The organism is Paenibacillus sp. FSL K6-2393 (assembly GCF_038002545.1).
Taxonomy (GTDB): Bacteria; Bacillota; Bacilli; order Paenibacillales; family Paenibacillaceae; genus Paenibacillus.
Window position 1 is genome coordinate 2,168,754 of the sequence record NZ_JBBOCU010000001.1, and the last position, 25,519, is coordinate 2,194,272.

Consider the following 25,519-nt stretch of genomic DNA (forward strand, 5'->3'; position numbering starts at 1 on the left):
ATGAATCATCCTGAATCATATCGCGGACAACAAGTAGTCGTGCTCGGATTGGCCAAAAGCGGTGTACAGGTCGCCAAAGTGCTGGATCGCGCCGGAGCGAAGGTTACAGTAAATGATAAAAAAGAGAGAGATCAGTGTCCCGAAGCTTCCGAATTGGAGGCTTTGGGAATTTCTGTTGTATGCGGAGGACATCCGGATGATCTGATTCACAGTGGTGTGAAGCTGGTTGTCAAAAACCCGGGTATCCCATACCATGCAGCTCCTGTGCAGCAAGCTCTGGCATTGGGCATTGAAGTGGTGACCGAAGTAGAGGTTGCTTATCATCTATGTGCTGCACCCATGATCGGGATTACGGGCTCCAACGGTAAAACAACAACCACCACTTGGGTGGGGGAAATGTTGGAACATGCCGGCCTCAACCCGATCGTTGCCGGTAATATCGGAACACCTCTCTGTGAAGCGGCAGAGCAAGCTTCTCCAGATAACTGGATGGTTGTTGAGCTTAGCAGTTTCCAGCTCAAAGGAACGGTTGATTTCCGTCCCCGGATTGCCAGCTTGCTTAACGTTGCAGAGACACATCTGGACTATCACGGGAACATGGATGATTATGTGGCTTCCAAAGCCAAACTGTTCGCCAATCAGCAGCCTGACGACGTAGCCATTCTAAATTGGGATGATGCGGTATGTCGTGGTCTGGTTCCATACATCAAAGGCAGATTGATCCCCTTCTCAGTGACAGAGAAATTGGATACAGGTGTGTATGCAGATCCTCCTTATGTGGATGGAGAAGAGGATGATGTGAAGCGTCAGATTATCTACGCGGATGAAAAGGGAAATCACCACACCATTATTGACATCGAGAACATTGGCATCGCTGGACGATTCAATGTGGAAAATGCAATGGCCGCTGTGGCCATTGCCGTAGCGGCAGGAGCTGATCCAGCAGTGCTGGCTGCTCCACTTGCAGATTTCAAGGCGGTTGAACACCGACTTGAATACGTTCTAGAGCATAATGGCTCTGCGTACTACAACAACTCCAAAGCGACCAATTCGAAAGCTACGGTTATGGCCCTGAATTCGTTCAAGGAACCGGTCGTATTAATTGCTGGAGGGTTGGATCGTGGGTCAGACATGATGGAGTTGTTACCCTTGTTCCAGGAACGGGTAAAAGCTGTCGTTGCAATTGGAGAGACACGGACAAAAATTGCCAAGGTCGCGGAACTTGCCGGATTAAAGCAAATTAAGGTCGTCGATAATGAGGAGGACGCTGCCCGGACGTTAACCGTTGCTGTGCAGGAAGCATCGAAGCTTGCCAGTGCTGGTGATGTCGTTTTGTTATCCCCGGCATGTGCAAGTTGGGACATGTTTGCTTCCTATGAAGAGCGGGGACGCATTTTTAAAGAGGCGGCGCATAACTTGTAAGTAGGGGGGTGGAAAAGCCCCTACTTCCATGCAAGGGGTGGCCTCCTGATGAAACAGACGCGACCGGCACCAGATATCTGGTTGCTGATTTGTATTTTGGCATTGCTTGCCATCGGCATTATTATGGTATATAGTGCGGGCTCGGTGCTTGCCTTTCATGACTATGGCGATTCATTTTATTTTGTAAAAAGACAGGCCCTGTTTGCGGTGCTTGGGCTTGTGGCCATGTTCGTAACTGCTAACGTAGACTACCGGGTGTGGAGGAAATATGCCAAGCCTATATTGATTGCCTGTTTTATTATGCTCATTGCGGTGCTCATTCCTGGAATCGGTGTGGTTCGCGGTGGTGCACGAAGTTGGCTGGGCATTGGTTCGTTCGGTATTCAGCCCTCAGAATTTATGAAGCTGGGCATGATTCTGTTTCTCGCTCACTGGCTGAGCAAGGAACCGGGCAAAATCAAAACCTTCACAACGGGGCTTCTGCCACCGCTGGGATTGATCGGTTTGGCTTTTGGGATTATTATGCTGCAACCTGATTTGGGGACTGGCACCGTGATGATGGGCGCATCGATGCTTATTATTTTTACAGCTGGAGCGCGAATGAAACATCTGAGCTTGCTTGCTCTTGGCGGCGTAGCGGGGTTTGCAGCTTTGATTGCAGCAGCACCCTATCGGTTGCAGCGTATCACAGCGTTTTTGGACCCGTGGTCCGATCCGCTGGGTGCCGGATATCAGATCATTCAATCCTTATACGCAATTGGTCCTGGTGGACTGGCGGGATTGGGACTGGGTATGAGCCGGCAGAAGTACAGTTATGTACCTGAACCGCAAACGGACTTTATTTTTAGTATTTTGGCCGAAGAACTCGGCTTTATAGGTGGAATGATTGTATTATTGTTGTTTCTGGTGCTGGTGTGGAGAGGAATGCGTGTAGCCATGACCGTTCCGGATGCCTTTGGCAGTCTGCTTGGTGTTGGTATCGTAGGTATGGTCGCCGTACAGGTCATTATTAACATTGGTGTTGTCATTGGCATGATGCCTGTTACGGGCATTACATTGCCTCTGATCAGTTACGGTGGATCATCATTGACCCTCATGCTCACAGCACTGGGCATTTTAGTGAATTTATCCCGTTATGCGAGGTGACTATGCGATGCGAGTCGTTCTAAGCGGTGGCGGTACGGGTGGACATATCTATCCGGCCGTTGCCATAGCAAGACAATGCGAGGCGGAGAACCCGGACTCGACATTTCTATACATCGGAGGAACCAGAGGGCTGGAAAGCAAGCTGGTTCCCCAAGAAAATATTCCTTTTAAATCCATTGATATTACGGGCTTTCGGCGGAAATTGTCCATCGACAACCTGAAAACGGTCATGCGTTTCATTCAAGGTGTACGCAAGTCCAAAAAAATGCTGAAGGAATTCAAACCGGATGTTGTGATTGGTACAGGTGGATATGTGTGTGGACCTGTGGTATATGCAGCAACAAAACTGGGGATTCCGAGTATAATTCATGAACAGAACGCCATTCCTGGTCTGACGAACAAATTTTTGATGCGTTATGTGGACACGGTTGCCGTTAGCTTTGAAGGTTCTGAAAAATCGTTTTCCGGTGCAAAAAAGGTGATCTACACTGGTAATCCGCGAGCGACTACGGTAGCACAGGCAAGCCGTGATCGTGGTTTTGCCACGTTAGGTGTACCGATGAACAGCCGTGTTGTTCTTGTGGTTGGTGGCAGTCGCGGGGCAAAAGCAATCAATCAGGCCATGGTGGACATGGCTCCATTGCTGGAACAACTGGACGATGTACACGTAGTTTACGTGACAGGGGATACCTATTTTGATGAAACGCGTGAAGCCATTCGCAGCTCATTGGGTACGATGCCAAACCACCTGCATGTCCTGCCTTACGTGCACAATATGCCTGAGGTGCTTGCCTGCACATCCTTGATTGTAAACCGCGCAGGTGCATCATTCCTTGCGGAGATCACATCACTGGGTATTCCTTCGATCCTGATTCCTTCACCTAACGTGACTAATAATCATCAGGAAGCCAATGCACGCACGCTCGAAGGTGGAGGTGCATCACTCACGATGCTGGAGAAGGATCTTACAGGCAAAGTCCTGTATGAAGCCATCGCCAAGATTATGAATGATGAATCGGGACGCAAACGAATGGCTGAAGCCTCCCGGAAACTGGGGAAACCCGATGCAGCTGAAGTGCTTGTTCATGAAATTCAGCGTCTTGCTGCACGCCGATAAAGTGTGATTGTGGGCGATTGTCACACACAAGACGGGGCTGACATAAGATACCGTATAAATCGTGACCATCGTTCCATGGCGCCAGAACACGGTCTGTATCAACAGAACATACCGTGCTCATCGGTCTTGAAGCAAAGGAGGAAGCAAACATGCATCAGTGGATATCGTTACTATCCCAGAATAATGTTGGCAGAGTTCTTGAAAACGAACCGCTAGCCAAATACACCACATGGAAGATCGGCGGTCCTGCGGATGCACTGGTCATTCCCGAGAATAAAGAGCAGATGATGAATCTCGTTCAATTGCTTCACAAGGTTCAGATTCCGTGGATGCAACTTGGACGGGGCTCAAACATGCTGGTGTCAGACAAAGGAATACGTGGTGTTGTGGTGAAACCAGGCGATGGTTTTGATTATGCCGAATTTCACGAAGGTGGTGTAACCGCCGGAGCGGCGCATTCTTTTGTTAAACTCAGTGTGGTTGCTGCCAAAAAGGAATGGACCGGTCTGGAATTCGGCAGCGGTATCCCCGGCACTGTCGGTGGAGCCGTATACATGAATGCAGGTGCTCATGGATCGGATGTGTCACGGATATTCAAATTCGCTGAGATTGTACTGGAGACAGGGGAATTGGTACGTTACAGCAAGGAGGACATGGATTTTGCCTACCGCCACTCTGTTCTACATGATCGGAGAGGCATCGTGCTGGAAGCTACATTTGAACTACAGCATGGAGAACGCAAAGTCATTTCGGAAACCATGGCGGCTTACAAAGATCGCCGGCGTTGCACACAGCCACTGCAGATGGCATGTGCAGGTAGTGTATTCCGAAATCCACCGGGTGATCATGCAGCCCGCCTGATTGAAGCAGCAGGGCTGAAAGGAATGACCCAGGGAGGCGCACAGGTATCCACCATGCATGCCAATTTCATTGTTAATACAGGCCAAGCAACAGCAGAGGACGTTATCACCCTAATGCAGCAGATACAGAGCACTATATCATCTCAAAACGGTATTAACCTGGTACCGGAAGTCTTCGTAGTGGGTGAGCGGTAAACCCCGGAGGTGATACATTGGACAAATTGGTGATTGAAGGCGGGAAACCCCTCTCAGGATCCATACGCATCCATGGAGCAAAAAATGCCGCTTTACCGATTATGGCCGCAAGTTTGTTGGCAGATGGAGAAGTTACACTGCATAACGTTCCACACTTGCTGGACATTGAAGTGATGCTGTATATCCTGGAACGGCTTGGATGCACGTGTCGGCATGAACAGGGAACAGTGACGATTAATACCTCGTCTATCCGGTCATATGATGTGCCAGAAGATCTAATGAAGCAGATGCGCTCTTCCATTTTTTTGATGGGACCATTGCTGGCTAAGTTTGGGCAAGTGTCAGTGTATCAGCCAGGCGGTTGTGCCATTGGAGAACGCAAAATTGATCTTCACCTCCGGGGCCTGGAAGCGCTCGGAGCTTTGATTGAAGAGCAGGACCAACAGATTATATGTCATGGGCACAATCTGGTGGGTACAGATATTCATTTGGATTTCCCGAGTGTGGGAGCCACCGAGAATATCATGATGGCAGCCGTTATGGCTAAAGGCACAACAACCATTTGCAACGCGGCAAGAGAACCTGAAATACAGGACCTGCAACACTTTTTGAATGCTATGGGTGCAAGTATTATTGGTGCAGGAACGGATACAATCACGATCAATGGCGTTGAGAAACTGAAGCCTTGTTCCTATGAGATTATACCGGATCGAATCGTTGCCGGAACCGTAATGATTGCAGCAGCAGCAACACGAGGCAATGTTACGCTTACACACTGCAATCCTGCTCATCTTACTTCACTTATACATGTATTGAAGCGCACTGGTGTTCAAATCACAGTCTGCAATGATATAATGACGGTGAGCTGTATGAGCCGTCCCAAATCAGTAGACCGTATTGTGACTTCTCCGTATCCTTCGTTTCCGACAGATTTGCAATCGCAAATCATGGTGCTGCTCAGTTTGGCAGACGGATTCAGTGTGATGAAGGAAACGGTATTCGAGGGCCGGTTCAAACATGTGGATGAACTGAATGTGATGGGGGCTGATATTTCAGTCGATCTGAACGCAGCATTTATCCGTGGTGTTCCCCGTCTGTACGGGGCTACAGTAGAAGCAACCGATCTTCGTGCAGGTGCAGCTCTGGTAATTGCTGGCCTGGCTGCTCAAGGCAAAACGGTTGTGGAGCAAGTGCATCATATTGACCGGGGCTACGATCAGATCGAGAAGTTATTCCAAAGTCTTGGAGCATCGGTTGAGCGACAGTCGCCCGTTTCGAAACAGTTGGATTTTGCCAATTAACGTCCTTGGCGTCCCCTTCTTGAAGGGAGGGGACCTGAGGCTTTGTGGAGCGCTACTTATGCCTAAAAGTCAAATTCCGGTTCTGAAGAAGAATCGGCCAAAAGGAAACACAAGCCGCAAAATTGTAATTATTCTCTTATTATTATTTATTGTATTGCTCGCTGTATTATTCTTTCGTTCTTCCATGAGTCGGATTTCGGCAATTGAAATTACGGGTAATGTATATACAGCAACTTCAGAACTGCTGGAGAAAAGCGGGCTGAAAGAAGGCGAACAATTTTTTGGGACAAGTACTGCCGAGGTTATTGAGCGTCTCAAGACCATCAAGGCGATTTCCACCGTTACCGTGGACAAGCAATTTCCGGGTATTATCCATATCAAGGTTCAGGAATATGCCACGGTTGCTTATGAGCTTGGTTCTGACGGTACGTTAAAAGCGATATTAGCCAGTGGGACAAGCTTGACGGTTCCGGCAACAATTGGTGTTGCTGTGGAGAAGCCCATATTGACCCAATGGAAGGCTGATGATCCACTCAAAGCCAAACTGAGCCAGACACTGGCTAAAATTCCGAATGAATTGACGACGGATATTTCGGAAATTATTCCGAATCCAACACCTTCATTTCCGGATCAGATTCGGATGTATACCAAATCACAGTTTGAAGTGATTACAACCGTCTCTCTTTTATCGGATAAAGTGGAGTATCTGAATCAGGTGATTGAGACCGAACGGCCTGGGAAAATCACCATGCTTGAGGCAGATACCTATGTCCCTTTCATCCCGGATGACCCGGAAGATGATGCTGAACTAGGAGGAACCCCCTGATCTTTGCCATTATGAGGCTGGACTGAATATGAAAGCCTAGGCAGGTCGGGGTTTGGCCCCGTCAGAGCAATGAAACTTGTTCTTTCTGAGATGAAGAAAAAATGATACACTTGAACTTATGGCACATGAGTTGCCTCCTTCTTTTTTCTTCAATGTTTTATGTCTGGCAACCAGATTTTGACACCCAAAAACATTGTAGAAAAAAGAGGGAAAGCCTGAAGTGTGTTGAATATGTTTTAAGAGTGTTTAAATTCGAACTTAATTTACTATTGGAGTCAGGAGGTGCCACAGACTTGAGCAACAATGACATCATTGTTAGTTTGGACATCGGTACATCCAAAATTCGCGCTATTATTGGGGAAATGAATAATGGAACCTTTAATATTATAGGAGTTGGATCTGCCGACTCGGAGGGAATTCGCAAAGGTGTAATCGTAGATATCGATCAGACGGTGCAGTCGATTCGCAACGCAGTGGATCATGCAGAACGTATGGTAGGTATTCAAATATCCGAAGTGTATGTTGGAATCTCGGGAAATCATATCGGACTGATGAGCAGTCACGGCGTCGTGGCTGTGTCTAACGAGGATCGTGAAATCGGAGAAGAAGACATGGAACGGGTGTTGAAAGCAGCCGAAGTCATTGCAGTTCCGCCGGAACGGGAAATTATTGATGTTGTCGCCAAGCAATATGTTGTAGATGGCTTGGAGGGCATACAGGACCCCCGTGGTATGATTGGTGTTCGTTTGGAAGTTGAAGCAACGATCATAACGGGTGCAAAAACCGCGATACATAATCTTTTGCGCTGCGTGGAAAAAGCGGGTCTGAAAGTAAGCGATCTGGTTCTCATGTCGCTTGGAGCGGGTCAACTGGCTTTGTCCAAAGATGAAAAAACGATGGGTTCAGTGCTTGTTGATATTGGAGCAGGTGCAACCACCATCGCCATTTTTGAAGAAGACAGTCTTGTTGCAACATCAACGTTGCCTATAGGTGGGGAATTCGTAACAAATGATATCGCCTATGGCTTACGCACGTTAACGGATCAGGCGGAGAAGGTGAAACTGAAATATGGTTGTGCCTGGTTGGATGATGCTGCTGCGGATGTGATGTTCAAAGTCACCCGAATTGGCAGTAATGTAGACAAGGAGTTTTCACAAGAGGATCTGGCGGCTATTATTGAACCTAGGGTTCAGGAAATATTCCAGATGATATCCCAAGAAGTGAAGCGTCTTGGTTACAACGAGCTTCCTGGAGGTTATATACTAACGGGAGGTACGGTCTCTATGCCGGGGGTTCTGCAGGTCGCTCAGCATGAGCTTGCTGCTTCGGTACGAGTTGCAGTTCCGGATTATATTGGTGTGCGTGACCCTGGGTTTACAAGCGGAGTCGGCATATTGCACAGTGTAATTCGCAGTTTGCGCATTCGTCCCTCGATCAATAACGGCGGTGGAAATAACAACAACAACAATAATAACAACAAGAAACCGACCAACCGTCCGAAGCCAAATACGGCACAGGAATCGGAGCAAAAACCCGGTCTGTTCGAACGGCTGAAGAATATGTTCAGCGAATTTATATAACAGGTTGGATCCATTTCATACATTCTTGTAAGCCGTCTGAATGCGCCGGTACTAAAATAAACGCTTTCGTTCGTCGATATATGAAATTGATTCGGTTCAAATCAAAAATTGGACGGGCCATCCATGCACATTGAGGGGGAGATGGAATAATATGTTGGAATTTGATTTCGAGATGGAGAGCTTGGCTCAAATTAAAGTCATCGGTGTAGGCGGCGGCGGAAGCAATGCAGTCAACCGTATGATTGAAAATGGTGTACAAGGTGTTGAATTTATTACGGTGAATACGGATGCGCAGGCGTTACACCTGGCGAAATCCGAGCATAAATTGCAAATCGGTGATAAATTGACTCGTGGTCTTGGTGCTGGCGCCAACCCGGATGTAGGTAAAAAAGCAGCGGAAGAGTCCCGCGATCTGATCATGAACACGTTGAAAGGTGCAGACATGGTATTTGTTACAGCCGGTATGGGCGGTGGTACAGGTACAGGTGCGGCTCCGGTTATTGCCGAAATCGCTAAAGAGTGTGGTGCACTTACAGTGGGTGTCGTAACTCGCCCATTTACATTTGAAGGACGCAAGCGTTCCAGCCATGCAGAGCAAGGTATTGAAGCTCTCAAGGAAAAAGTCGACACACTGATCGTTATTCCTAATGATCGTTTGCTCGAAATCGTAGATAAAAAGACACCTATGCTTGAAGCGTTCCGTCAAGCGGATAACGTACTTCGTCAAGCAGTACAAGGTATCTCTGATTTGATCGCTGTACCGGGTCTGATCAACCTTGACTTTGCTGACGTCAAAACGATTATGCACGAACGTGGTTCTGCACTTATGGGGATTGGTGAATCAACAGGTGAGAATCGTGCGGCAGAAGCAGCACGGAAAGCCATTATGAGTCCTTTGCTTGAAACTTCTATTGAAGGTGCTCGCGGCGTAATCATGAACATTACGGGTGGCATTAATCTGTCCCTGTATGAAGTGAACGAAGCGGCAGAGATCGTAACGTCTGCTTCCGACCCGGAAGTAAACATGATCTTTGGTGCCATCATTGACGAAGACCTGAAAGAGGAGATTAAGGTTACAGTTATTGCAACTGGTTTTGAAGATAAACCTGCTCCACCACCACCAGGACGTAAGCCAGCTCCAGCAACAGCGGAGACGACGGATACGCGTTCGCCGAACCTGCGTCCTTTCGGAAATCAGCCGAGCAATGATCAGCTGGACATTCCGACATTTTTACGCAATCGTTCACGCAATAACAACAACGATTAATACGCAAATCAATTTATTGGAAACCCGGTACTCCTTATGGAGCGACCGGGTTTTTTCTGTTTATTTAGATATCATAGCATACAGCAATGAACAAATTCTGAACAAAGGGCCTGAGCAATTCCGACAAAAAAAGTTGGAACCACACCCCCATGATTAGACAGACTTTGAACAGGGGGCTCCGTATACTTGTGAATATGCTCATGAATATCAGGATATCGGGTACCGGTATTTCGATATGTTGCGCGCAGGCAGGTGAAGACTTTGGTTGTTTATGTGGATTTAATTTTTTTGACAAACCTGTGTATTGACGGTGCACTCATCGGAATGACCGCCTGGATGCGCAAGACAAAGCTGGTTTGGTGGCGATGGTTGCTGTCAGCCATTGTGGGTGCATTATACGTGGTCATGATGTTTGTACCGGAGTTTGATTTTATGTTCACCTTTTTGATCAAGTTCGGGTTCTCGCTGGTCATGCTTACGATTGCTTTTGGTTTTAAAGGTCTGCAGGCTTTTGCGAGGACGCTCGGTACCTTCTATGTGATTAATTTTGTCGCTGCCGGAGGTATTCTGGGTGTGCATTACATGCTTCAGAGCTCCGGTGAGTTGTTTAACGGCATTTGGTTCACGGCTTCTGGCGGTATGTCATTTGATCTGAAAATTGCTTTCTGGTTCACGTTTATCGTATTTTTTGCTGTCCTGTTTTTATTCAAAGCTGTGCAGAGTTCAAAACGGAAAACGGATCGCATGACGACCTATTTGGGCAAAGTTGAGGTCTGCATCGATGAGGTAGTCATTTCTTGTACAGGCCTTCTGGATACGGGCAATCAACTTACAGATCCCTTATCGCGCATGCCGGTCATGGTGATGGAGGTTTCGTTATGGCAAGACATGTTACCTGCTTCATGGAAGGGGAGACTCAAGGACGAGGCGCCGGACAACCTTATTCTCGAGCTTGATCAGGAAAGTTTTCAGTGGCAGGATCGACTGCGGCTAGTGCCTTATCGGGGCATTAACAAAGGGACTGCGTTTATGTTGGCCATGAAGCCGGACCGGGTGAAGGTGACGATGGAGGAAACATGTTATGAGACGACAAGAGTACTCATTGGGCTGGATGGAGGTGTTTTGTCGTCGGATGGGAAATACCAGGCCGTGATTCATCCTGAACTTGTGCAAGACGCTGCTTCTGCGCAGTCTACGGCTCTCTCTGCGGGAGCAACAGAAAAGCCGCTGAATGTGGTATAGGAGGAACGTACATGCTTGTGAAATGGAAACTGGTGGCGCAGCTGCAATACTACCGTCTGTTATTTTTATTGGGACTCAAAAGCGAAGAGATCTATTATATTGGGGGAAGTGAGGCACTTCCGCCGCCATTGACAAGGGAAGAAGAAGAATTTTTACTGCAAAAATTATCCTCGGGAGACTCGGCCATTCGCGCGATGCTTATTGAGCGCAATCTGCGTCTGGTGGTGTACATCGCACGCAAATTTGAAAACACTGGAATCAATATTGAGGATTTGGTCTCCATTGGAGCCATCGGATTGATTAAGGCAGTTAATACATTTGACCCGGAAAAGAAAATCAAACTGGCAACCTACGCTTCACGTTGTATCGAAAATGAAATTTTGATGTACCTGAGACGTAATAGTAAGATCCGAACTGAAGTTTCTTTTGATGAACCGCTCAACATTGATTGGGATGGAAATGAACTATTATTATCCGATGTATTGGGTACTGAAAACGATACAATCTATCGGAATATTGAAGAGCAGGTAGACCGGAAACTTTTGCACAAGGCACTGGAAAAATTAACGGAGCGCGAGCGAATGATTATGGAGCTTCGTTTTGGCCTGACGGATGGGGAAGAAAAGACTCAAAAAGATGTAGCGGATCTCCTCGGAATCTCCCAATCCTACATCTCTCGACTCGAAAAAAGAATCATTAAAAGACTCCGCAAGGAGTTCAATAAAATGGTCTGAAATACATCTTTGGTCAGAATGGGTATTACTGGCAAGGGTGCCAAGTACGAATAAAAAAGCCTGCCCCGGAGATAATGTACATTAATGTTTCTCCTTGGGAGGTAAATCACGATGACCCGAAACAAAGTCGAGATTTGTGGCGTGGACACCGCAAAATTGCCTGTCCTCACCAACACTGAAATGCGGGAATTGTTTCATTCCCTTCAGCAACACCATGATCGCTCAGCAAGAGAGAAATTAGTGAATGGCAACCTGCGTCTGGTACTCAGTGTCATTCAGCGTTTTAACAATCGGGGGGAGTTTGTCGATGATCTGTTCCAGGTTGGTTGCATCGGCCTGATGAAAGCCATTGATAATTTTGATTTATCCCAGAATGTCAAATTTTCAACCTACGCGGTGCCGATGATTATCGGTGAAATCCGTCGATACCTGCGTGATAATAACCCAATTCGGGTATCTCGCTCCTTGAGGGACATTGCTTACAAAGCACTTCAGGTCCGTGACAGCCTGACGAATAAAAACTCCCGGGAACCGACGATATTCGAAATTGCGGAAGTATTGAATGTGCCGAAGGAAGATGTTGTTTTTGCATTGGACGCCATTCAGGACCCGGTCTCGCTCTTCGAACCGATTTATCATGATGGTGGAGATCCGATCTATGTCATGGATCAGATCAGTGATGACAGAAACAAGGATGTCTCGTGGATCGAGGAAATTGCACTGCGTGAAGCGATGCATCGTCTTGGTCAGCGGGAAAAAATGATTTTGTCGATGCGGTTTTTCGAAGGGAAAACCCAGATGGAAGTGGCTGATGAAATTGGCATTTCCCAGGCTCAGGTATCACGTCTGGAGAAATCAGCGATACAACAGATGCAGAAACATGTGAAGTCGTAACACGATGCAAGAGCAGGAGGACGATCAATCGGGGCAGTGTATACCGTTGGTCGTCTTTTTGTGTTAAGCCGTTTCCACATTCAATGAAAAACAGGACATTTTTCGCCCCTGAAACATATATTGTATAGAAGCGTGAGGAACGGGCAGAAGAGTAATAACAGGGGGCGGGAATGAATGAAAGTAAATACGAGCGAAGTAGCGGCACGAGGCATGAAAATCTCGGACTTTCAGACAAAGGATGTCATTAACATTACAGATGGTAAACGCCTCGGTCAGATCAGTGATTTGGAGCTGGATTTGAAGCAGGGACGAATTGAAGCGATTGTAGTCCCAGGGTACAGCCGTTTTATGGGTCTTTTTGGCGGGGGAACGGATCTGGTGATTCCCTGGAGAAACATTGTGAAGATTGGTTCAGATGTGATCCTGGTAAAGATGGATGAGGTGAAGGAAAATACGTATGACGAGCGTGATCGCGAAGCGCGCCTGTATGATGAACAGCAGCATAACCGGACAGAGCGTGTGGAACGCATTGAACGATCAGACCGTAATCAGCGTCGAACGATATAAATGAGACAGAATGTGGCTCATTTGGTACACTGGAAGTGGTGAGGTGAGATAATGGAACCCTTTGTATTGGATAAGGAATTACTTGAACGGACCAAGAACCCAAATTCAGATTTCAGTCCTGATCCGTTATTATTATATGTTGAGCCCTGGACACAGCAATTTGAACAGTTGTCAGTCGGTTTTACGACGAGGCATGGTGGAGTCGGAAAAGCTCCGTATGCCACGCTCAATTGTGCTTATCATGTGGGGGATGACCCTGAAGTTGTACTTAACAACCGCAGACTTGTAACCGAGAAGCTTGGCTTTGCAGCAGAAGCATGGACCTGTGGAGAGCAGGTGCATGGCAAACATGTAGCTGTAATTACCGCTGAAGATCGGAGCAGAGGATTATTTGATCGTCAATCTGCGTTGCAGGATACGGATGGATTGGTCACGAATGTGCCTGGTGTGCTGCTGACTTCTTTCTACGCAGACTGTGTTCCGCTTTATTTCTATGACCCAGTGCAGCAAGCGGTAGGTCTTGCTCATGCCGGCTGGAAAGGTACAGTTGCGGGTATCGCTGTATCCATGGTGGAGACGATGGAACGGGAGTATGGCAGCCGCAGGCAGGACATCCGGGCTGCAATCGGTCCCTCGATTGGGGATTGCTGTTATGAAGTGGATGAGGCGGTCATGCAGCATGTACGGGTTTGGTTTGATGATTCCCCGGTTAATGATGAATACAAGGATTCTGCTTCTAAACAAGCATATCGAGCCGTGAATAACGGTAAAACGATGTTAAACTTGAAAGAATGTAATCGACACATTATGATGAAAGCAGGAATAATGCCGGATCATATCGAATGTACAACATGGTGTACAAGTTGTCATCCCGAACTATTTTTCTCCTATCGGAAGGAAAATGGTGTTACAGGGCGGATGGCGAGCTGGATTGGGCTGGAAGAGAGGTGACCCTCTGTGTCATTGGAGGAGCGTATTCAACAGGTAAATCAGAAGATCGAAGACGCATGTCGGCGCAGTAACCGTCATCGTGATGATGTGAATGTGATTGCGGTCACGAAATATGTCTCACTTGAAACAACGGGATCGGTGCTGAATCATGGTCTTGAGCATATTGGAGAAAACCGGTGGCAGGATGCACAGGCCAAATGGGAAGCTTTTGGTCAGCAGGGTACCTGGCATTTTATCGGTCATTTGCAGACAAACAAGGTGAAAGACGTGATTGGCAAGTTTCGTTACATACATTCACTGGATCGTTTGTCATTGGCGAAGGAGTTGGATAAAAAAGCCGCTTCACTTGGCATCCAAGTGGAAACGTTTTTGCAGGTGAATATTTCGGGTGAAGAGAGCAAGTATGGAATACAGCCTGAACAGGCAAGTTCTTTTTTGCGTGATATTCGTTCGTTCAACAATCTCAAGGTCGTTGGCCTGATGACCATGGCACCTCATGAGGAAGATCCGGAGCTGACGCGTCCCGTATTTCGTGGCTTGCGTGAGCTGAGAGATCAATTGAATGGACAAGCCCTTACAGCAGAGCCATTGACTGAGCTGTCAATGGGGATGTCCAATGATTTTGAAGTGGCCATTGAAGAAGGTGCAACCTGGGTACGGCTAGGATCGATTCTCGTAGGAAAAGAGGAGGGTTCACGATGGGCGTAATGAATAAATTTATGAATTTCCTCGGACTTCAGGAAGAGGAAGAGATTGTGGAACGTGAACGAATGGCTGCGCAGGAGGAAAATGAGGCTGAACATCAGGAAGCTGAAACCTCCAGTCTCGATAAACGTAGAAACCAAAGGGGGAATAATGTGGTGAGCATTCATTCCCAGAAAAATGTTAAAGTTGTCCTGTATGAACCGCGTTCTTATGACGAGGCTCAGGAAATTGCCGACCATCTGCGTTCGCATCGTACCGTTGTGGTGAACTTGCAACGAATTCGCCAGGACCAAGCGCTGCGCGTTATTGATTTTTTGAGTGGCACGGTATATGCATTGGGTGGCGGTATTTCCAAAATCGGCGGAAACATTTTTCTCTGTACGCCAGATACGGTTGAAATTCAGGGCTCAATTACGGAAATACTGGCTGACAGCGAGCAAGATTATAACAGAATGAGGTGAGCCACTTTTGTATCAGATTGAAAGCGTGTTGTACACGTTATACCAGATTTACTTTTACATGGTCATTGTCTACATATTGATGTCTTGGCTTCCCAATGCGCGGGAAAGCTTCATCGGTGAATGGCTGGGCAAATTAGTGGAGCCATATCTAAGACCATTCCGTCGATTTATCCCCCCTTTGTTCGGTGTGCTGGATATTTCCCCAATTGTGGCGCTGATCGTTCTGCAACTCGCGCTTAATGGGCTGATCTCCATACTTCGGTATTTTGTATATTAGGGTAGGGTGATATAGATGAGCGGTGAAATTTACGAACATTTTAGCCATGATGAGCGGGATTTTGTAGATAAGGCTTCGGATTGGGTTGAGCGGGCAGGTAAGTATCATGACATGAAGCTAACTGACTTCCTTGATCCAAGACAGGTTTTTATCTTACAGACTCTTGCCAATCGCCGTAACGATGTTCAGATTCGTCTGGATGGTGGTTACGAGGCTGCTGAACGCAAGCGTGCGCTGGTTGCACCTGATTATATGTATCTGGATGATGAGGATATGGGGATGCAGGTGCTCAGTATCACGTCTGATGATCAGAAAATTTCGGAGCTGGAGCATGGGGACTATATGGGTTCCCTGCTCGGGCTTGGGATGAAACGTGGAAAGATCGGGGATATCCAAGTGCTGGAGGACGGTTGCCATACAGTGGTGGCGGCGGAAACCGGCGCTTTTTTATCGCTTCAACTGAATCAGGTTCATCGGTTACATGTGTTCACAGAGTTACTTCCTTTGAATCAGATGCGATGGTCAGAGAGTAAGCTGGAGACGATGGACATTACGGTCGCTTCTCTTCGTTTGGATGGAATCTGCGCAGATGTGTATCGGCTTAGTCGCAGTAAAGTGCTGGTGCCAATCAAAGCTGGGCGCTGCCGTGTGAACTGGAAGGTTGAGGAAGATCCCTCCAAATCGCTAAAAGCGGGTGATGTCGTATCCATACAGGGATTTGGCCGTTTCAAGGTTATGGAACAGGATGGGATGACCAAAAAAGGGCGCTGCAGAGTGAAAATCGGCAAATTTGCCTGAGTCTGTTGCAGGAAAATCCGCTTTCTTGTCGAAATGTTTAACATAAAGGTGTAGAAAATACGCGGTGTATCCGATATACATTAAGTCAAAGCTTTACATGAACGTTGGAGGATGCAATTCTGATCCTGCATTCCGTATACGTTGCCAAGGTTAGGCATCAACGATACGGCCCCTTGGGTGGTACCCATATGCTGCAAACCTTCTCTGGACGGGAAGGAACTTTAACAGGAGGTGGACAGCATGCCATTAACGCCGCTGGACATACACAACAAGGAATTTTCCCGACGTTTGCGCGGGTATGACGAGGATGAAGTCAATGAATTCCTGGATCAAGTCATCAAAGATTACGAAGGCGTCATTCGCGAGAACAAAGAGCTGAGCAATCAGTTGCTGTCCGTTCAGGAAAAGCTGGATCATTTTGCCACGATTGAAGAGACACTTAGCAAAACGATCATCATTGCACAGGAAGCTGCTGATGATGTGAAGAACAATGCGAAGAAAGAAGCGCAGTTGATCGTGAAGGAAGCAGAGAAAAATGCAGACCGGATCGTGAATGAATCGCTGGGAAAATCGCGTAAAATTGCTTTGGAAGTGGAAGAACTGAAAAAGCAGGCATCGATTTATCGTGCCCGTTTCCGCACGCTTGTTGAAGCGCAGCTTGAACTGTTGACTCAGGATGGTTGGGAAGTGCTGGAGAGCCGGGAGCAGGAAGTGCGTGACCGTGAGCGGGAGATGAAAGAAATTTATTAGTCTGTCGCCTGGTTGACTTTTGTCTGCAAAGAGGCTATAACTATATTCATAATGAATAGTGATTCCATGACGGGTTCAGTACGTTATGATCTCATCCCTCAGAGAGTTGGTGGTTGGTGCAAACCAATGGATGAGTTATAGCCGAATATCTCCCCGGAGAAGTGACGCTGAAGCGGTGATCTTGTTTGCCGTGTGTAAGCCGAACCGTAAGCCGTACGTTATAACGGCACCCTGCGGTAGTATAGCGGGGCATAAGCGCTGTTGATGACAGAGCATACCTAGGTTTGCCTGGATGTGGTTTGTGATGAACAGAATTAGGGTGGTAACGCGAGTATAGCCTCGTCCCTTTCCAGGGACGGGGCTTTTTTGTGTCCAAAAAAGGCGAACGCCCATGAGGCCCGAAGGGACCTCAGGGAGAGAGCCGCCTGCCGGGGGAGCGAAGCACCCGGCACACGGGTTCGCTAAGGCGAGCGTTCATGAGGCCCGAAGGGACCTCAGGGAGAGAGCCGCCCCGCCGGGAGAGCGAAGCGCCCGGCACACGGGTTTCGCTAAGGCGAACGCCCATGAGGCCCGAAGGGACCTCAAGGAGAGAGCCGCCCGCCGGGGGAGCGAAGCGCCCGGCACACGGGTTCGCCCAGGCGAACGTACATGAGGCCCGAAGGGCCCTCAAGGAGAGAGCCGCCCGCCGGGAGAGCGAAGCACCCGGCAACACCCGCCTCGCGGTAAGGCCATGCGGCGTTCACGCAGGGAACAGCCGCAAAATGGCCGCCACTACGCACATCCACCCCTCGCCCATAAGCGCCACCGATCCCCACCGATAACCCATCCCGGGTGTTCAGAGGGCGGAGCGCCTATGGGGTCCCCCTTGGCAAGGGGGATTTAGGGGGATTGAAACGCTTTTTGTGGACGGTCCACAATCCAACCAAAGAAAGGGAAGATAATCATCATGCAACGAGTTGACGTCAAAGAGAAGGCACGTGCCAGAGAATTACGCGTGTTAGATAAATGGAAAACGGAGAATACATTCAAAAGATCCATCGAAAACCGGGAGGGCAAGCCAAACTTCGTATTTTACGAGGGTCCACCAACAGCGAACGGTAAACCGCATATCGGTCATGTACTGGGACGGGTAATCAAGGATTTTGTTGGACGGTATAACACCATGAAGGGTTACCGTGTCGTTCGTAAAGCAGGCTGGGATACACATGGTCTGCCTGTAGAACTGGGTGTACAGAAGAAGCTAGGTATCTCCCACAAGTGGGAAATCGAAGATTACGGCGTGGAAAAATTCATTAACGAATGTAAAGCGAGTGTTTTCGAGTACGAGCAACAATGGCGTGATCTGACAGAAGGCATCGGATATTGGACAGATATGGATAATCCATACATCACCCTTGATAACAACTACATCGAGAGCGTATGGAACATCCTGGCGACGATCCATGAGAAAGGCCTGTTGTATCGTGGTCACCGTGTGAGCCCGTATTGTCCTTCTTGTCAGACAACACTGAGTTCCCATGAAGTTGCACAAGGGTACAAAGACGTCAAAGATCTGAGTGCTACAGCGAAATTTAAACTGAATGACAGCGGAGAATTTGTACTCGCCTGGACGACAACACCTTGGACATTGCCTTCACACGTTGCACTTGCCGTGAATCCGGATATGGACTACTCCCGAGTTCGTCAAGGTGATGAAGTGTACATCATGGCAACCAATCTGGTTGAAAAAGTGATGAAAAATACCAAAGGTGAGTATGAGATCATCGGTGCACTGAAAGGTGCCGACCTGGTTGGCAAAACGTATGATCCTCCGTTCAACTACGTACAGGCTGAGAAAGCCAACATCATTCTGGGTGCAGGCTTTGTAACGGATGCAAGTGGTACGGGTATCGTACACATGGCTCCTGCCCATGGTGAAGATGACTACCGTGTATGCCGTGAGAATGGGATCAGCTTTGTGAACATGGTGGACTTGGAAGGTAAATTTGTAGCTGAGGTTACTGACTTTGCCGGACGTTTCGTGAAGGATTGTGATATTGATATCGTGCGATATCTGTCTGAAAATGGACGTTTGTTCAGCAAAGAAAAATATGAGCACAGCTATCCGTTCTGCTGGCGTTGTGATACACCGCTTCTGTACTATGCAATGGACAGTTGGTTTATCCAAACGACAGCCATCAAGGACCAATTGATTGCCAACAATAGTGAAGTGGATTGGTACCCAGGTCACGTTCGTGAAGGTCGCTTCGGGAAATTCCTTGAGGATCTGGTGGATTGGAACATCAGCCGTGATCGTTATTGGGGAACACCGCTGAACATCTGGGTGTGCGAGGAGACTGGCGAACAATTTGCTCCACACAGCATTGCAGAATTGCGTGCTCGTGCGGTAGGTGATGTGCCTGAGAATCTTGAATTGCATAAACCGTATGTGGATGACGTTAAAGTCATGAGCTCTTGTGGCAAATATGAAATGAAACGTACACCGGAAGTGATCGATGTCTGGTTCGACAGCGGCTCCATGCCGTTTGCCCAGCAACACTATCCATTTGAAAATAAAGAAGTATTCGAACAGCAGTATCCTGCTGATATGATCTGTGAGGGAATTGACCAGACACGTGGCTGGTTCTACAGCTTGCTGGCGGTTTCTACCCTTTTGACAGGCAAAGCGCCTTACAAAGCGGTTATGGCTACAGGACACGTTCTTGATGAGAACGGACAGAAGATGTCCAAATCCAAAGGTAACGTTATCGATCCTTGGGAAGTGATTGAAGAATACGGTACAGATGCATTCCGCTGGGCTTTGTTGTCTGACAGTGCACCGTGGAACAGCAAACGTTTCTCCAAAGGTATCGTAGGCGAAGCCAAATCCAAAATGGTGGATACGCTGGTTAACACCCATGCATTCCTGACGCTTTATGCTACCATTGATGGATTTGATCCACAGGAGCACCCGTTCCAACTGTCCGCACACAAGCTGGATCGCTGGATTCTGTCGAGACTGAACAGCCTGATCCTGGTTGTAGAAAAAGCGTTGCTGGTTAACGACTATCTGAACTCTTCCAAAGCGATTGAAGCATTTGTTGATGAACTGAGTAACTGGTATATCCGTCGTTCCCGTGACCGTTTCTGGGGAAGTGGTCTGACAGAGGATAAACTGGACGCATATCGCACATTAACTGAGGTTCTGGTGACTACTGCGAAGTTGGTTGCTCCGTTCACACCGATGCTGGCAGAAGATATCTATCTGAACCTTGCAACAGGTGAGAGTGTGCACATGGAAGACTATCCGGTAGCCAATGAAGCGATGATTGATGTAGGACTGGAACAGGATATGGAGACGGCTCGCCGCGTGGTTGAACTTGCCCGTAACGTTCGTAACGAAACAGGCATCAAGACACGTCAGCCACTGTCCGAATTGATTGTTTCTCTGGATAAAGGGTTTGACCTGGCAAGTTATGAAGAGATCATTAAGGAAGAGATCAATGTAAAAGGAATCCGTACGGAGCATAATGATGCGGAATTTGTTGACTTTACATTAAAGCTGAACCTGAAAGTTGCAGGTAAGAAATACGGTAAAAACGTAGGATTCCTGCAAAACTTCTTCAAGGGAATGTCGGCTGATGAGACGCGTAAAGTGGTTTCGGAGGGTGTGCTGAACATCGTTTCACCGGAAGGCGAAGAGCTGCAAGTGACGAGCGAAGAATTATTGGTTGATAAACAGGCCAAATCAGGTTTTGCTTCAGCATCAGGTTACGGTCTGACGGTGGCGCTCAATACCGAAATCACGCCAGCATTGGAACAGGAAGGCTGGGTCCGCGAAGTGGTTCGTGCTGTGCAGGATACCCGGAAACGACTGGATCTGCCAATTGAGAAAAGAGTACGTTTGACGCTGGATGTGGATGCATCCCTTCAGGAAGCTATTCAGGCGTTTGATGATGTGTTGCGTGAAAATGTTCTCGTAACCGAAGTCACTTTTGGTTCGAATGAGTCGATGGAACGTGTTGAAGCCGGAGGCAAATCGATCGGTATTTACATCGAAGCGTAATTCGGAGCATGTCCCATCCAATTAGGACAGAATTTAGAGTATAAACCAACGAGCCGCAGAGGCAGGGACATATTCCCTGGTTCTGGGCTCGTTTGTTTTTTAAGCAAAAAGGCAATGATTCTATAGTGCAGTCAATCTATATTGATCAAAGGAACTGACCATAACATGAGCGAACATGACAAGCAACCCGCATCCACTTCACAACAATCAACATCTGACAATCTAAATTCGCATGACAAAATTGAAGAGTTACATACCCTGACGAACCGTCTGGCGAATGAACTGGAACGTTCACGAATTGCGCAATACACAGAATTGCTGAACAGGCCATGGAAGCTGATTGGACTTAACCTGTTGTCTGGAGCCGCCCGAGGTGTGGGGATTGCGATTGGGTTTACCTTTTTTGCAGCAACGATCATTTACGTTTTGCAGCTACTTGGGGCGCTTAATCTTCCCATTGTTGGAGACTACATCGCTGATATTGTGCGCATTGTCCAGCGTCAGCTTGATATGAACACCTACTAAGCGATTATCAATTAAAGGTGAAAGATATCAAAGTGCATTTAGTACATGTCATCCGTCTCCATATCCGGTTCTAACAGACCCTCGCCTTCACGGTTCTCCAGGTACTGACGATATTGCCGATTGCGCACGATGGAGACGTCATGACCATAGATGTCCGTGGCAACAAAGCTTTCGTACGCTTCAACGCAGCCTTCCACTTCATCGGTTGCTTCAATCGCCATAACATCATAGCTGTCGATATCACGTCCCTCAGCCATGGCTGGTGAGTTCGATGTGCCCCAGCTTTCAACAATCTGCCAGGTGTCTTCACCATCGAAGCCATTTTGGTCATCACGCTCGTCCAGACTGGTTCGACCAAATGCCGGGGCAAGGAATTCTTCCTCTACAGGACGGTTTTCGGAGACAACGGTTTCCGGTTGATGTTTTTTGCAGTATTTGGTGTAGGGAACAGCTTCCATGCGTTCATAAGGGATGGGTTGCTGGCAGACCGCACATGTTCCGTAATGTCCTTCTTCGATGGAGTGAAGTGCAGAATCGATTCGTTCCAATTGGAATTCATCATGTTCCAGCAGGGAAATATCTTTCTCACGTTCATACACCTCCGTAGCTATGTCGCCAGGATGGTTATCAATCGGTGATAATTCACCTGTCTGTAGTTTAAGGGAATCTCCAAGGCCATAATGTTCGTTTTCCGACAGTCTATGTTCAATATCACGCTTATCGGACATCAGTTGGGAACGTAAAAATTGCAGTTGTTTGTTAGTAAAATGTGACATGATTTTCCCCTTTCTGCGTTCATGCTGGAATCCGGATTTTGACTCTATTGTAGGATGTGCCATTAAGGGCAAGATTACAGAAGGGAAATGTTATCGTTTTTGCCATAAGCGTTGCTGATATAGCGCGTCGTGGACGATTTCCAAACAGCTGTGCTACAATAAACAAGTCTGGCGTAAGGCTGGTATCGTTTGGAAAAGACAAGAACGGAGTGACAAACAAACGTGGTGTATTATATCCTCGCTTTTATCGTATTTTTATTGGATCAGGGAACCAAGTATCTGATTGCAACCCGGATGGAACTCAGAGAAGAAATTCCGGTCATCGGCAATTTCTTTGTCATCACATCACATCGTAACTCAGGAGCAGCTTTTGGCATTCTGCAAGACCAGCGTTGGTTCTTTATCGTGGTTACGTTGATTGTGGTCGTTGCCTTGATTTGGTATTTGCAAAAGGTAAAAGATACCCCGCACAAATTGCTGCCTGTGGCGCTTAGTTTGGTGCTTGGTGGAGCAATTGGCAACTTCCTTGACCGGGCATTGACCGGAGAAGTTGTAGATTTTGTACAACTTAATTTTGGAAGTTATACGTTTCCCATTTTTAACATCGCCGATTCGGCAATCTGCATCGGTGTAGCGTTAATCATTGTGGAGACGTTGCTTGAAGGACGGCGCGAAAAAGCAGCCGCGAAGATTGAAGGGAATGAACATCATGAGTAATCCGAATAAGGAACAGATTAACGACGAAGAACTAATGAATGGCAATGAACGTATGGAATGGACCGTTGCCGCTGAACATAAAAAAGAACGAATTGACAAATATATTACGGAAGCTGTGGATAACGTATCTCGCTCCCAGGTTCAATTGTGGATCGGAGACGGGATGGTTACGGTAAATGGTGCTGTTGTCAAAGCCAATGCCAAGTTATCCGAAGGGGATCTGGTTGAGTTACAGATTCCTGAACCGGCTGCCGTTGAGATCATTGCCGAAGATATTCCGCTGGAAGTGGTATATGAAGATAGCGACTTGATCGTGATCAATAAACAACGTGGTCTTGTGGTGCATCCAGCACCAGGACATACGTCGGGCACACTCGTCAATGCACTTATGCACCACTGTAAAGACCTCTCGGGTATTAATGGGGAGTTGCGTCCTGGTATTGTGCATCGTATCGATAAGGATACATCGGGTTTGATCATGGCTGCCAAGAACGATCGTGCTCATGCATCACTGGCTGCTCAGTTGAAGGAACATACGGTGAATAGACGGTATATTGCGCTCGTTCATGGTCATCTTAACCATGATCAAGGGACCATTGATGCACCGATTGGACGGGATACCAATGACCGCAAAATGTATACGGTCACAGAACGTAACAGTAAACATGCCATTACGCATTTTACCGTTACTGAGCGGATTAATGATTACACCTTGTTGGAATTGAAACTGGAGACAGGACGTACTCACCAGATTCGGGTTCACATGAAATTTATTGGTCACCCGCTTGTAGGAGATCCAACTTATGGACGGAATAAAGGCATCAAAATGCAAGGACAGGCTCTTCATGCGGCCATTCTTGGATTTGTGCATCCAACAACGGGAGAATACCTTGAATTTTCAGCTCCGATTCCGCAAGATATGGAAGACGTGCTTGCCTCGCTACGCAGTCGTTAACAGCTCCAAGAAAGTACAAATGTTCGGATACTTTGTCCATGGCTTTGATCACGCAAATGCTTCATATTAAAGTGTAGAAATTTGCGTCAAATGAGGAGATGAACAACGTTATGAGTATCGATAAATATCAAGAAACTTACATTCAGACTAATTTTGCCGACCGTATCGGTGGCTCCAACTATGGTAAAGACACGAACATTTATAAATTCGAGAAAATCAAACGTGCCAAAGCTTCGGCCAAAAAAGATTTTCCCGATGTGGAACTGATCGACCTTGGTGTAGGTGAACCGGACGAAATGGCGGATGCAGGCATTGTGGCTGCACTCGCAGAAGAAGCTTCCAGACCTGAGAACCGTGGTTATGCCGACAATGGTATTCCTGAATTCAAGGCTGCTGCTGCTTCTTACCTGAAAAACGTATTTAACGTAGAAGGTATTGATGCAGATACTGAAATCGTACACTCCATTGGCTCCAAACCGGCTTTGGCGATGATGCCTTCATGCTTCATCAATCCGGGTGATGTGACCATCATGACCGTTCCAGGTTATCCGGTTATGGGCACACATACGAAGTATCTGGGTGGAGAAGTGTTCAACATTCAGTTGACGAAAGAGAACAACTTCCTGCCTGATCTGACGGCTATTCAGGAAGACATCGCAAAACGTGCGAAGTTGCTCTACCTGAACTACCCGAACAACCCTACAGGCGCTAGCGCGACGGTCGAGTTCTTCACTGAAGTCGTGGAGTGGGCTAAGAAATACAATGTTGTGGTTGTACATGATGCTCCATACGCAGCATTGACGTATGATGGCAAGAAACCGTTCAGCTTCCTGTCGGTACCTGGAGCGAAGGATGTCGGCGTAGAGCTGCACTCTCTATCCAAGTCATACAACATGACGGGGTGGAGAATCGGATTCGTAGCGGGTAACCCGCTTGTAGTCAAAGCATTCAGTGACGTGAAGGACAACAATGACTCCGGTCAGTTCATCGCGATTCAAAAGGCTGCCGCTTACGGATTGAATCACCCTGAAATTACGGAAAAAATTGCAGAGAAATATTCCCGTCGTCACGACATGCTCGTTGCCGCATTGAACGAACTGGGCTTCCAGGCTGAAAAACCTAAAGGTTCATTCTTCCTGTATGTTGAAGCACCAAAAGGTGTGGTTGGAGGACGTCGCTTCGAATCAGGCGAAGATTTCTCCCAATTCCTGATCCGTGAGAAACTGATCTCATCCGTACCTTGGGATGATGCGGGTAACTTTGTTCGTTTCTCCGTAACCTTTGAAGCGAAGGGTGAAGAAGAAGAGAAACGTGTTATTGCTGAGATCAAACGTCGTCTGAGCGACGTGCAATTCGAATTTTAATTGTAGTACCCTATAGATTAAACATGTGAAAACGAAGAGACCGG

At 47.4% G+C, this 25,519-nt stretch carries 24 protein-coding genes and 1 other annotated feature; of the genes, 23 read left to right on the forward strand and 1 reads right to left on the reverse strand.

Features of this window, described 5'->3' with window-relative positions; all coding sequences use genetic code 11:
- The 20 genes from murD to MHI14_RS09580 all read left to right on the forward strand — a co-directional run bounded on the left by murD (position 1) and on the right by MHI14_RS09580 (position 21,663).
- Positions 1-1,422 carry a UDP-N-acetylmuramoyl-L-alanine--D-glutamate ligase gene (gene murD, locus MHI14_RS09485; RefSeq protein WP_289389876.1) on the forward strand — a complete coding sequence of 474 codons (1,422 nt, stop codon included), beginning with the start codon at positions 1-3 and terminating at the stop codon, positions 1,420-1,422.
- A 48-nt stretch (positions 1,423-1,470) separates the two neighbouring features.
- Entirely contained in the window at positions 1,471-2,568 is a 1,098-nt protein-coding gene (spoVE, locus tag MHI14_RS09490) for a stage V sporulation protein E (RefSeq protein ID WP_062835457.1), read from the forward strand.
- Positions 2,569-2,575: 7 nt separating this feature from the next.
- Complete coding sequence (gene murG / locus MHI14_RS09495) at positions 2,576-3,685, forward strand: undecaprenyldiphospho-muramoylpentapeptide beta-N-acetylglucosaminyltransferase (protein WP_124116020.1); 1,110 nt, start codon at positions 2,576-2,578, stop codon at positions 3,683-3,685.
- A 149-nt stretch (positions 3,686-3,834) separates the two neighbouring features.
- On the forward strand, positions 3,835-4,740 hold the full coding sequence (murB, locus tag MHI14_RS09500) for a UDP-N-acetylmuramate dehydrogenase (RefSeq protein ID WP_091028481.1): 906 nt from the start codon (positions 3,835-3,837) through the stop codon (positions 4,738-4,740).
- Positions 4,741-4,757: 17 nt separating this feature from the next.
- Positions 4,758-6,041, forward strand: coding sequence for a UDP-N-acetylglucosamine 1-carboxyvinyltransferase (gene murA / locus MHI14_RS09505; RefSeq protein WP_036614867.1), 1,284 nt, complete (start codon positions 4,758-4,760; stop codon positions 6,039-6,041).
- Between the two features lie 58 nt (positions 6,042-6,099).
- Positions 6,100-6,867, forward strand: coding sequence for a cell division protein FtsQ/DivIB (locus MHI14_RS09510; RefSeq protein WP_091028483.1), 768 nt, complete (start codon positions 6,100-6,102; stop codon positions 6,865-6,867).
- Positions 6,868-7,160: 293 nt separating this feature from the next.
- Positions 7,161-8,447 carry a cell division protein FtsA gene (ftsA, locus tag MHI14_RS09515; protein WP_074095848.1) on the forward strand — a complete coding sequence of 429 codons (1,287 nt, stop codon included), beginning with the start codon at positions 7,161-7,163 and terminating at the stop codon, positions 8,445-8,447.
- A 151-nt stretch (positions 8,448-8,598) separates the two neighbouring features.
- Positions 8,599-9,714: a cell division protein FtsZ gene (gene ftsZ / locus MHI14_RS09520; RefSeq protein ID WP_091028484.1), complete on the forward strand. Its 1,116-nt coding sequence runs from the start codon at positions 8,599-8,601 to the stop codon at positions 9,712-9,714.
- Between the two features lie 261 nt (positions 9,715-9,975).
- On the forward strand, positions 9,976-10,956 hold the full coding sequence (gene spoIIGA / locus MHI14_RS09525; protein WP_091014080.1) for a sigma-E processing peptidase SpoIIGA: 981 nt from the start codon (positions 9,976-9,978) through the stop codon (positions 10,954-10,956).
- A gap of 11 nt (positions 10,957-10,967) precedes the next feature.
- Positions 10,968-11,690, forward strand: a complete 723-nt coding sequence (gene sigE, locus MHI14_RS09530) for an RNA polymerase sporulation sigma factor SigE (RefSeq protein WP_017687308.1) — start codon at positions 10,968-10,970, stop codon at positions 11,688-11,690.
- Between the two features lie 111 nt (positions 11,691-11,801).
- Positions 11,802-12,584, forward strand: a complete 783-nt coding sequence (gene sigG / locus MHI14_RS09535) for an RNA polymerase sporulation sigma factor SigG (RefSeq protein WP_017687309.1) — start codon at positions 11,802-11,804, stop codon at positions 12,582-12,584.
- Between the two features lie 174 nt (positions 12,585-12,758).
- Positions 12,759-13,151 (forward strand): YlmC/YmxH family sporulation protein, encoded by a 393-nt coding sequence (locus MHI14_RS09540; RefSeq protein WP_251035120.1) that lies wholly within the window; start codon positions 12,759-12,761, stop codon positions 13,149-13,151.
- Between the two features lie 51 nt (positions 13,152-13,202).
- Positions 13,203-14,102, forward strand: coding sequence for a peptidoglycan editing factor PgeF (pgeF, locus tag MHI14_RS09545; RefSeq protein WP_091028486.1), 900 nt, complete (start codon positions 13,203-13,205; stop codon positions 14,100-14,102).
- Between the two features lie 6 nt (positions 14,103-14,108).
- Positions 14,109-14,810: a YggS family pyridoxal phosphate-dependent enzyme gene (locus MHI14_RS09550; RefSeq protein ID WP_341130231.1), complete on the forward strand. Its 702-nt coding sequence runs from the start codon at positions 14,109-14,111 to the stop codon at positions 14,808-14,810.
- A complete protein-coding gene (locus MHI14_RS09555; RefSeq protein WP_036614853.1) occupies positions 14,801-15,268 on the forward strand; it encodes a cell division protein SepF in 468 nt (155 codons plus the stop codon). The genes MHI14_RS09550 and MHI14_RS09555 overlap by 10 nt, the downstream gene beginning before the upstream one ends.
- A 7-nt stretch (positions 15,269-15,275) precedes the next feature.
- Positions 15,276-15,545, forward strand: a complete 270-nt coding sequence (locus tag MHI14_RS09560) for a YggT family protein (protein ID WP_260632824.1) — start codon at positions 15,276-15,278, stop codon at positions 15,543-15,545.
- A gap of 15 nt (positions 15,546-15,560) precedes the next feature.
- A complete protein-coding gene (locus MHI14_RS09565; RefSeq protein WP_091028488.1) occupies positions 15,561-16,343 on the forward strand; it encodes a YlmH family RNA-binding protein in 783 nt (260 codons plus the stop codon).
- Positions 16,344-16,583: 240 nt separating this feature from the next.
- Complete coding sequence (locus MHI14_RS09570) at positions 16,584-17,093, forward strand: DivIVA domain-containing protein (RefSeq protein ID WP_062835445.1); 510 nt, start codon at positions 16,584-16,586, stop codon at positions 17,091-17,093.
- 57 nt (positions 17,094-17,150) lie between these two features.
- Positions 17,151-17,443: a binding site (T-box leader), on the forward strand.
- 596 nt (positions 17,444-18,039) lie between these two features.
- The gene (ileS, locus tag MHI14_RS09575) at positions 18,040-21,138 is read left to right on the forward strand and encodes an isoleucine--tRNA ligase (RefSeq protein ID WP_341130232.1); all 3,099 of its coding nucleotides are present in this window, start codon (positions 18,040-18,042) and stop codon (positions 21,136-21,138) included.
- A 165-nt stretch (positions 21,139-21,303) separates the two neighbouring features.
- Positions 21,304-21,663: a DUF5665 domain-containing protein gene (locus tag MHI14_RS09580; RefSeq protein ID WP_091028493.1), complete on the forward strand. Its 360-nt coding sequence runs from the start codon at positions 21,304-21,306 to the stop codon at positions 21,661-21,663.
- A 38-nt stretch (positions 21,664-21,701) separates the two neighbouring features.
- Here the strand turns inward: MHI14_RS09580 and MHI14_RS09585 are convergent, their stop codons facing one another.
- Positions 21,702-22,439 carry a TraR/DksA C4-type zinc finger protein gene (locus MHI14_RS09585; RefSeq protein WP_091028495.1) on the reverse strand — a complete coding sequence of 246 codons (738 nt, stop codon included), beginning with the start codon at positions 22,437-22,439 and terminating at the stop codon, positions 21,702-21,704.
- 222 nt (positions 22,440-22,661) lie between these two features.
- Between MHI14_RS09585 and lspA the strand changes: the two genes are divergently transcribed.
- The 3 genes from lspA (at position 22,662) to MHI14_RS09600 (ending at position 25,475) form a co-directional block, all read left to right on the forward strand.
- Positions 22,662-23,156: a signal peptidase II gene (lspA, locus tag MHI14_RS09590; RefSeq protein ID WP_091028497.1), complete on the forward strand. Its 495-nt coding sequence runs from the start codon at positions 22,662-22,664 to the stop codon at positions 23,154-23,156.
- Entirely contained in the window at positions 23,149-24,111 is a 963-nt protein-coding gene (locus MHI14_RS09595) for an RluA family pseudouridine synthase (RefSeq protein WP_445670333.1), read from the forward strand. Before lspA ends, MHI14_RS09595 begins: the two co-directional genes overlap by 8 nt.
- A gap of 110 nt (positions 24,112-24,221) precedes the next feature.
- Positions 24,222-25,475: an LL-diaminopimelate aminotransferase gene (locus MHI14_RS09600; RefSeq protein WP_341130234.1), complete on the forward strand. Its 1,254-nt coding sequence runs from the start codon at positions 24,222-24,224 to the stop codon at positions 25,473-25,475.
- Positions 25,476-25,519 lie beyond the last annotated feature (44 nt).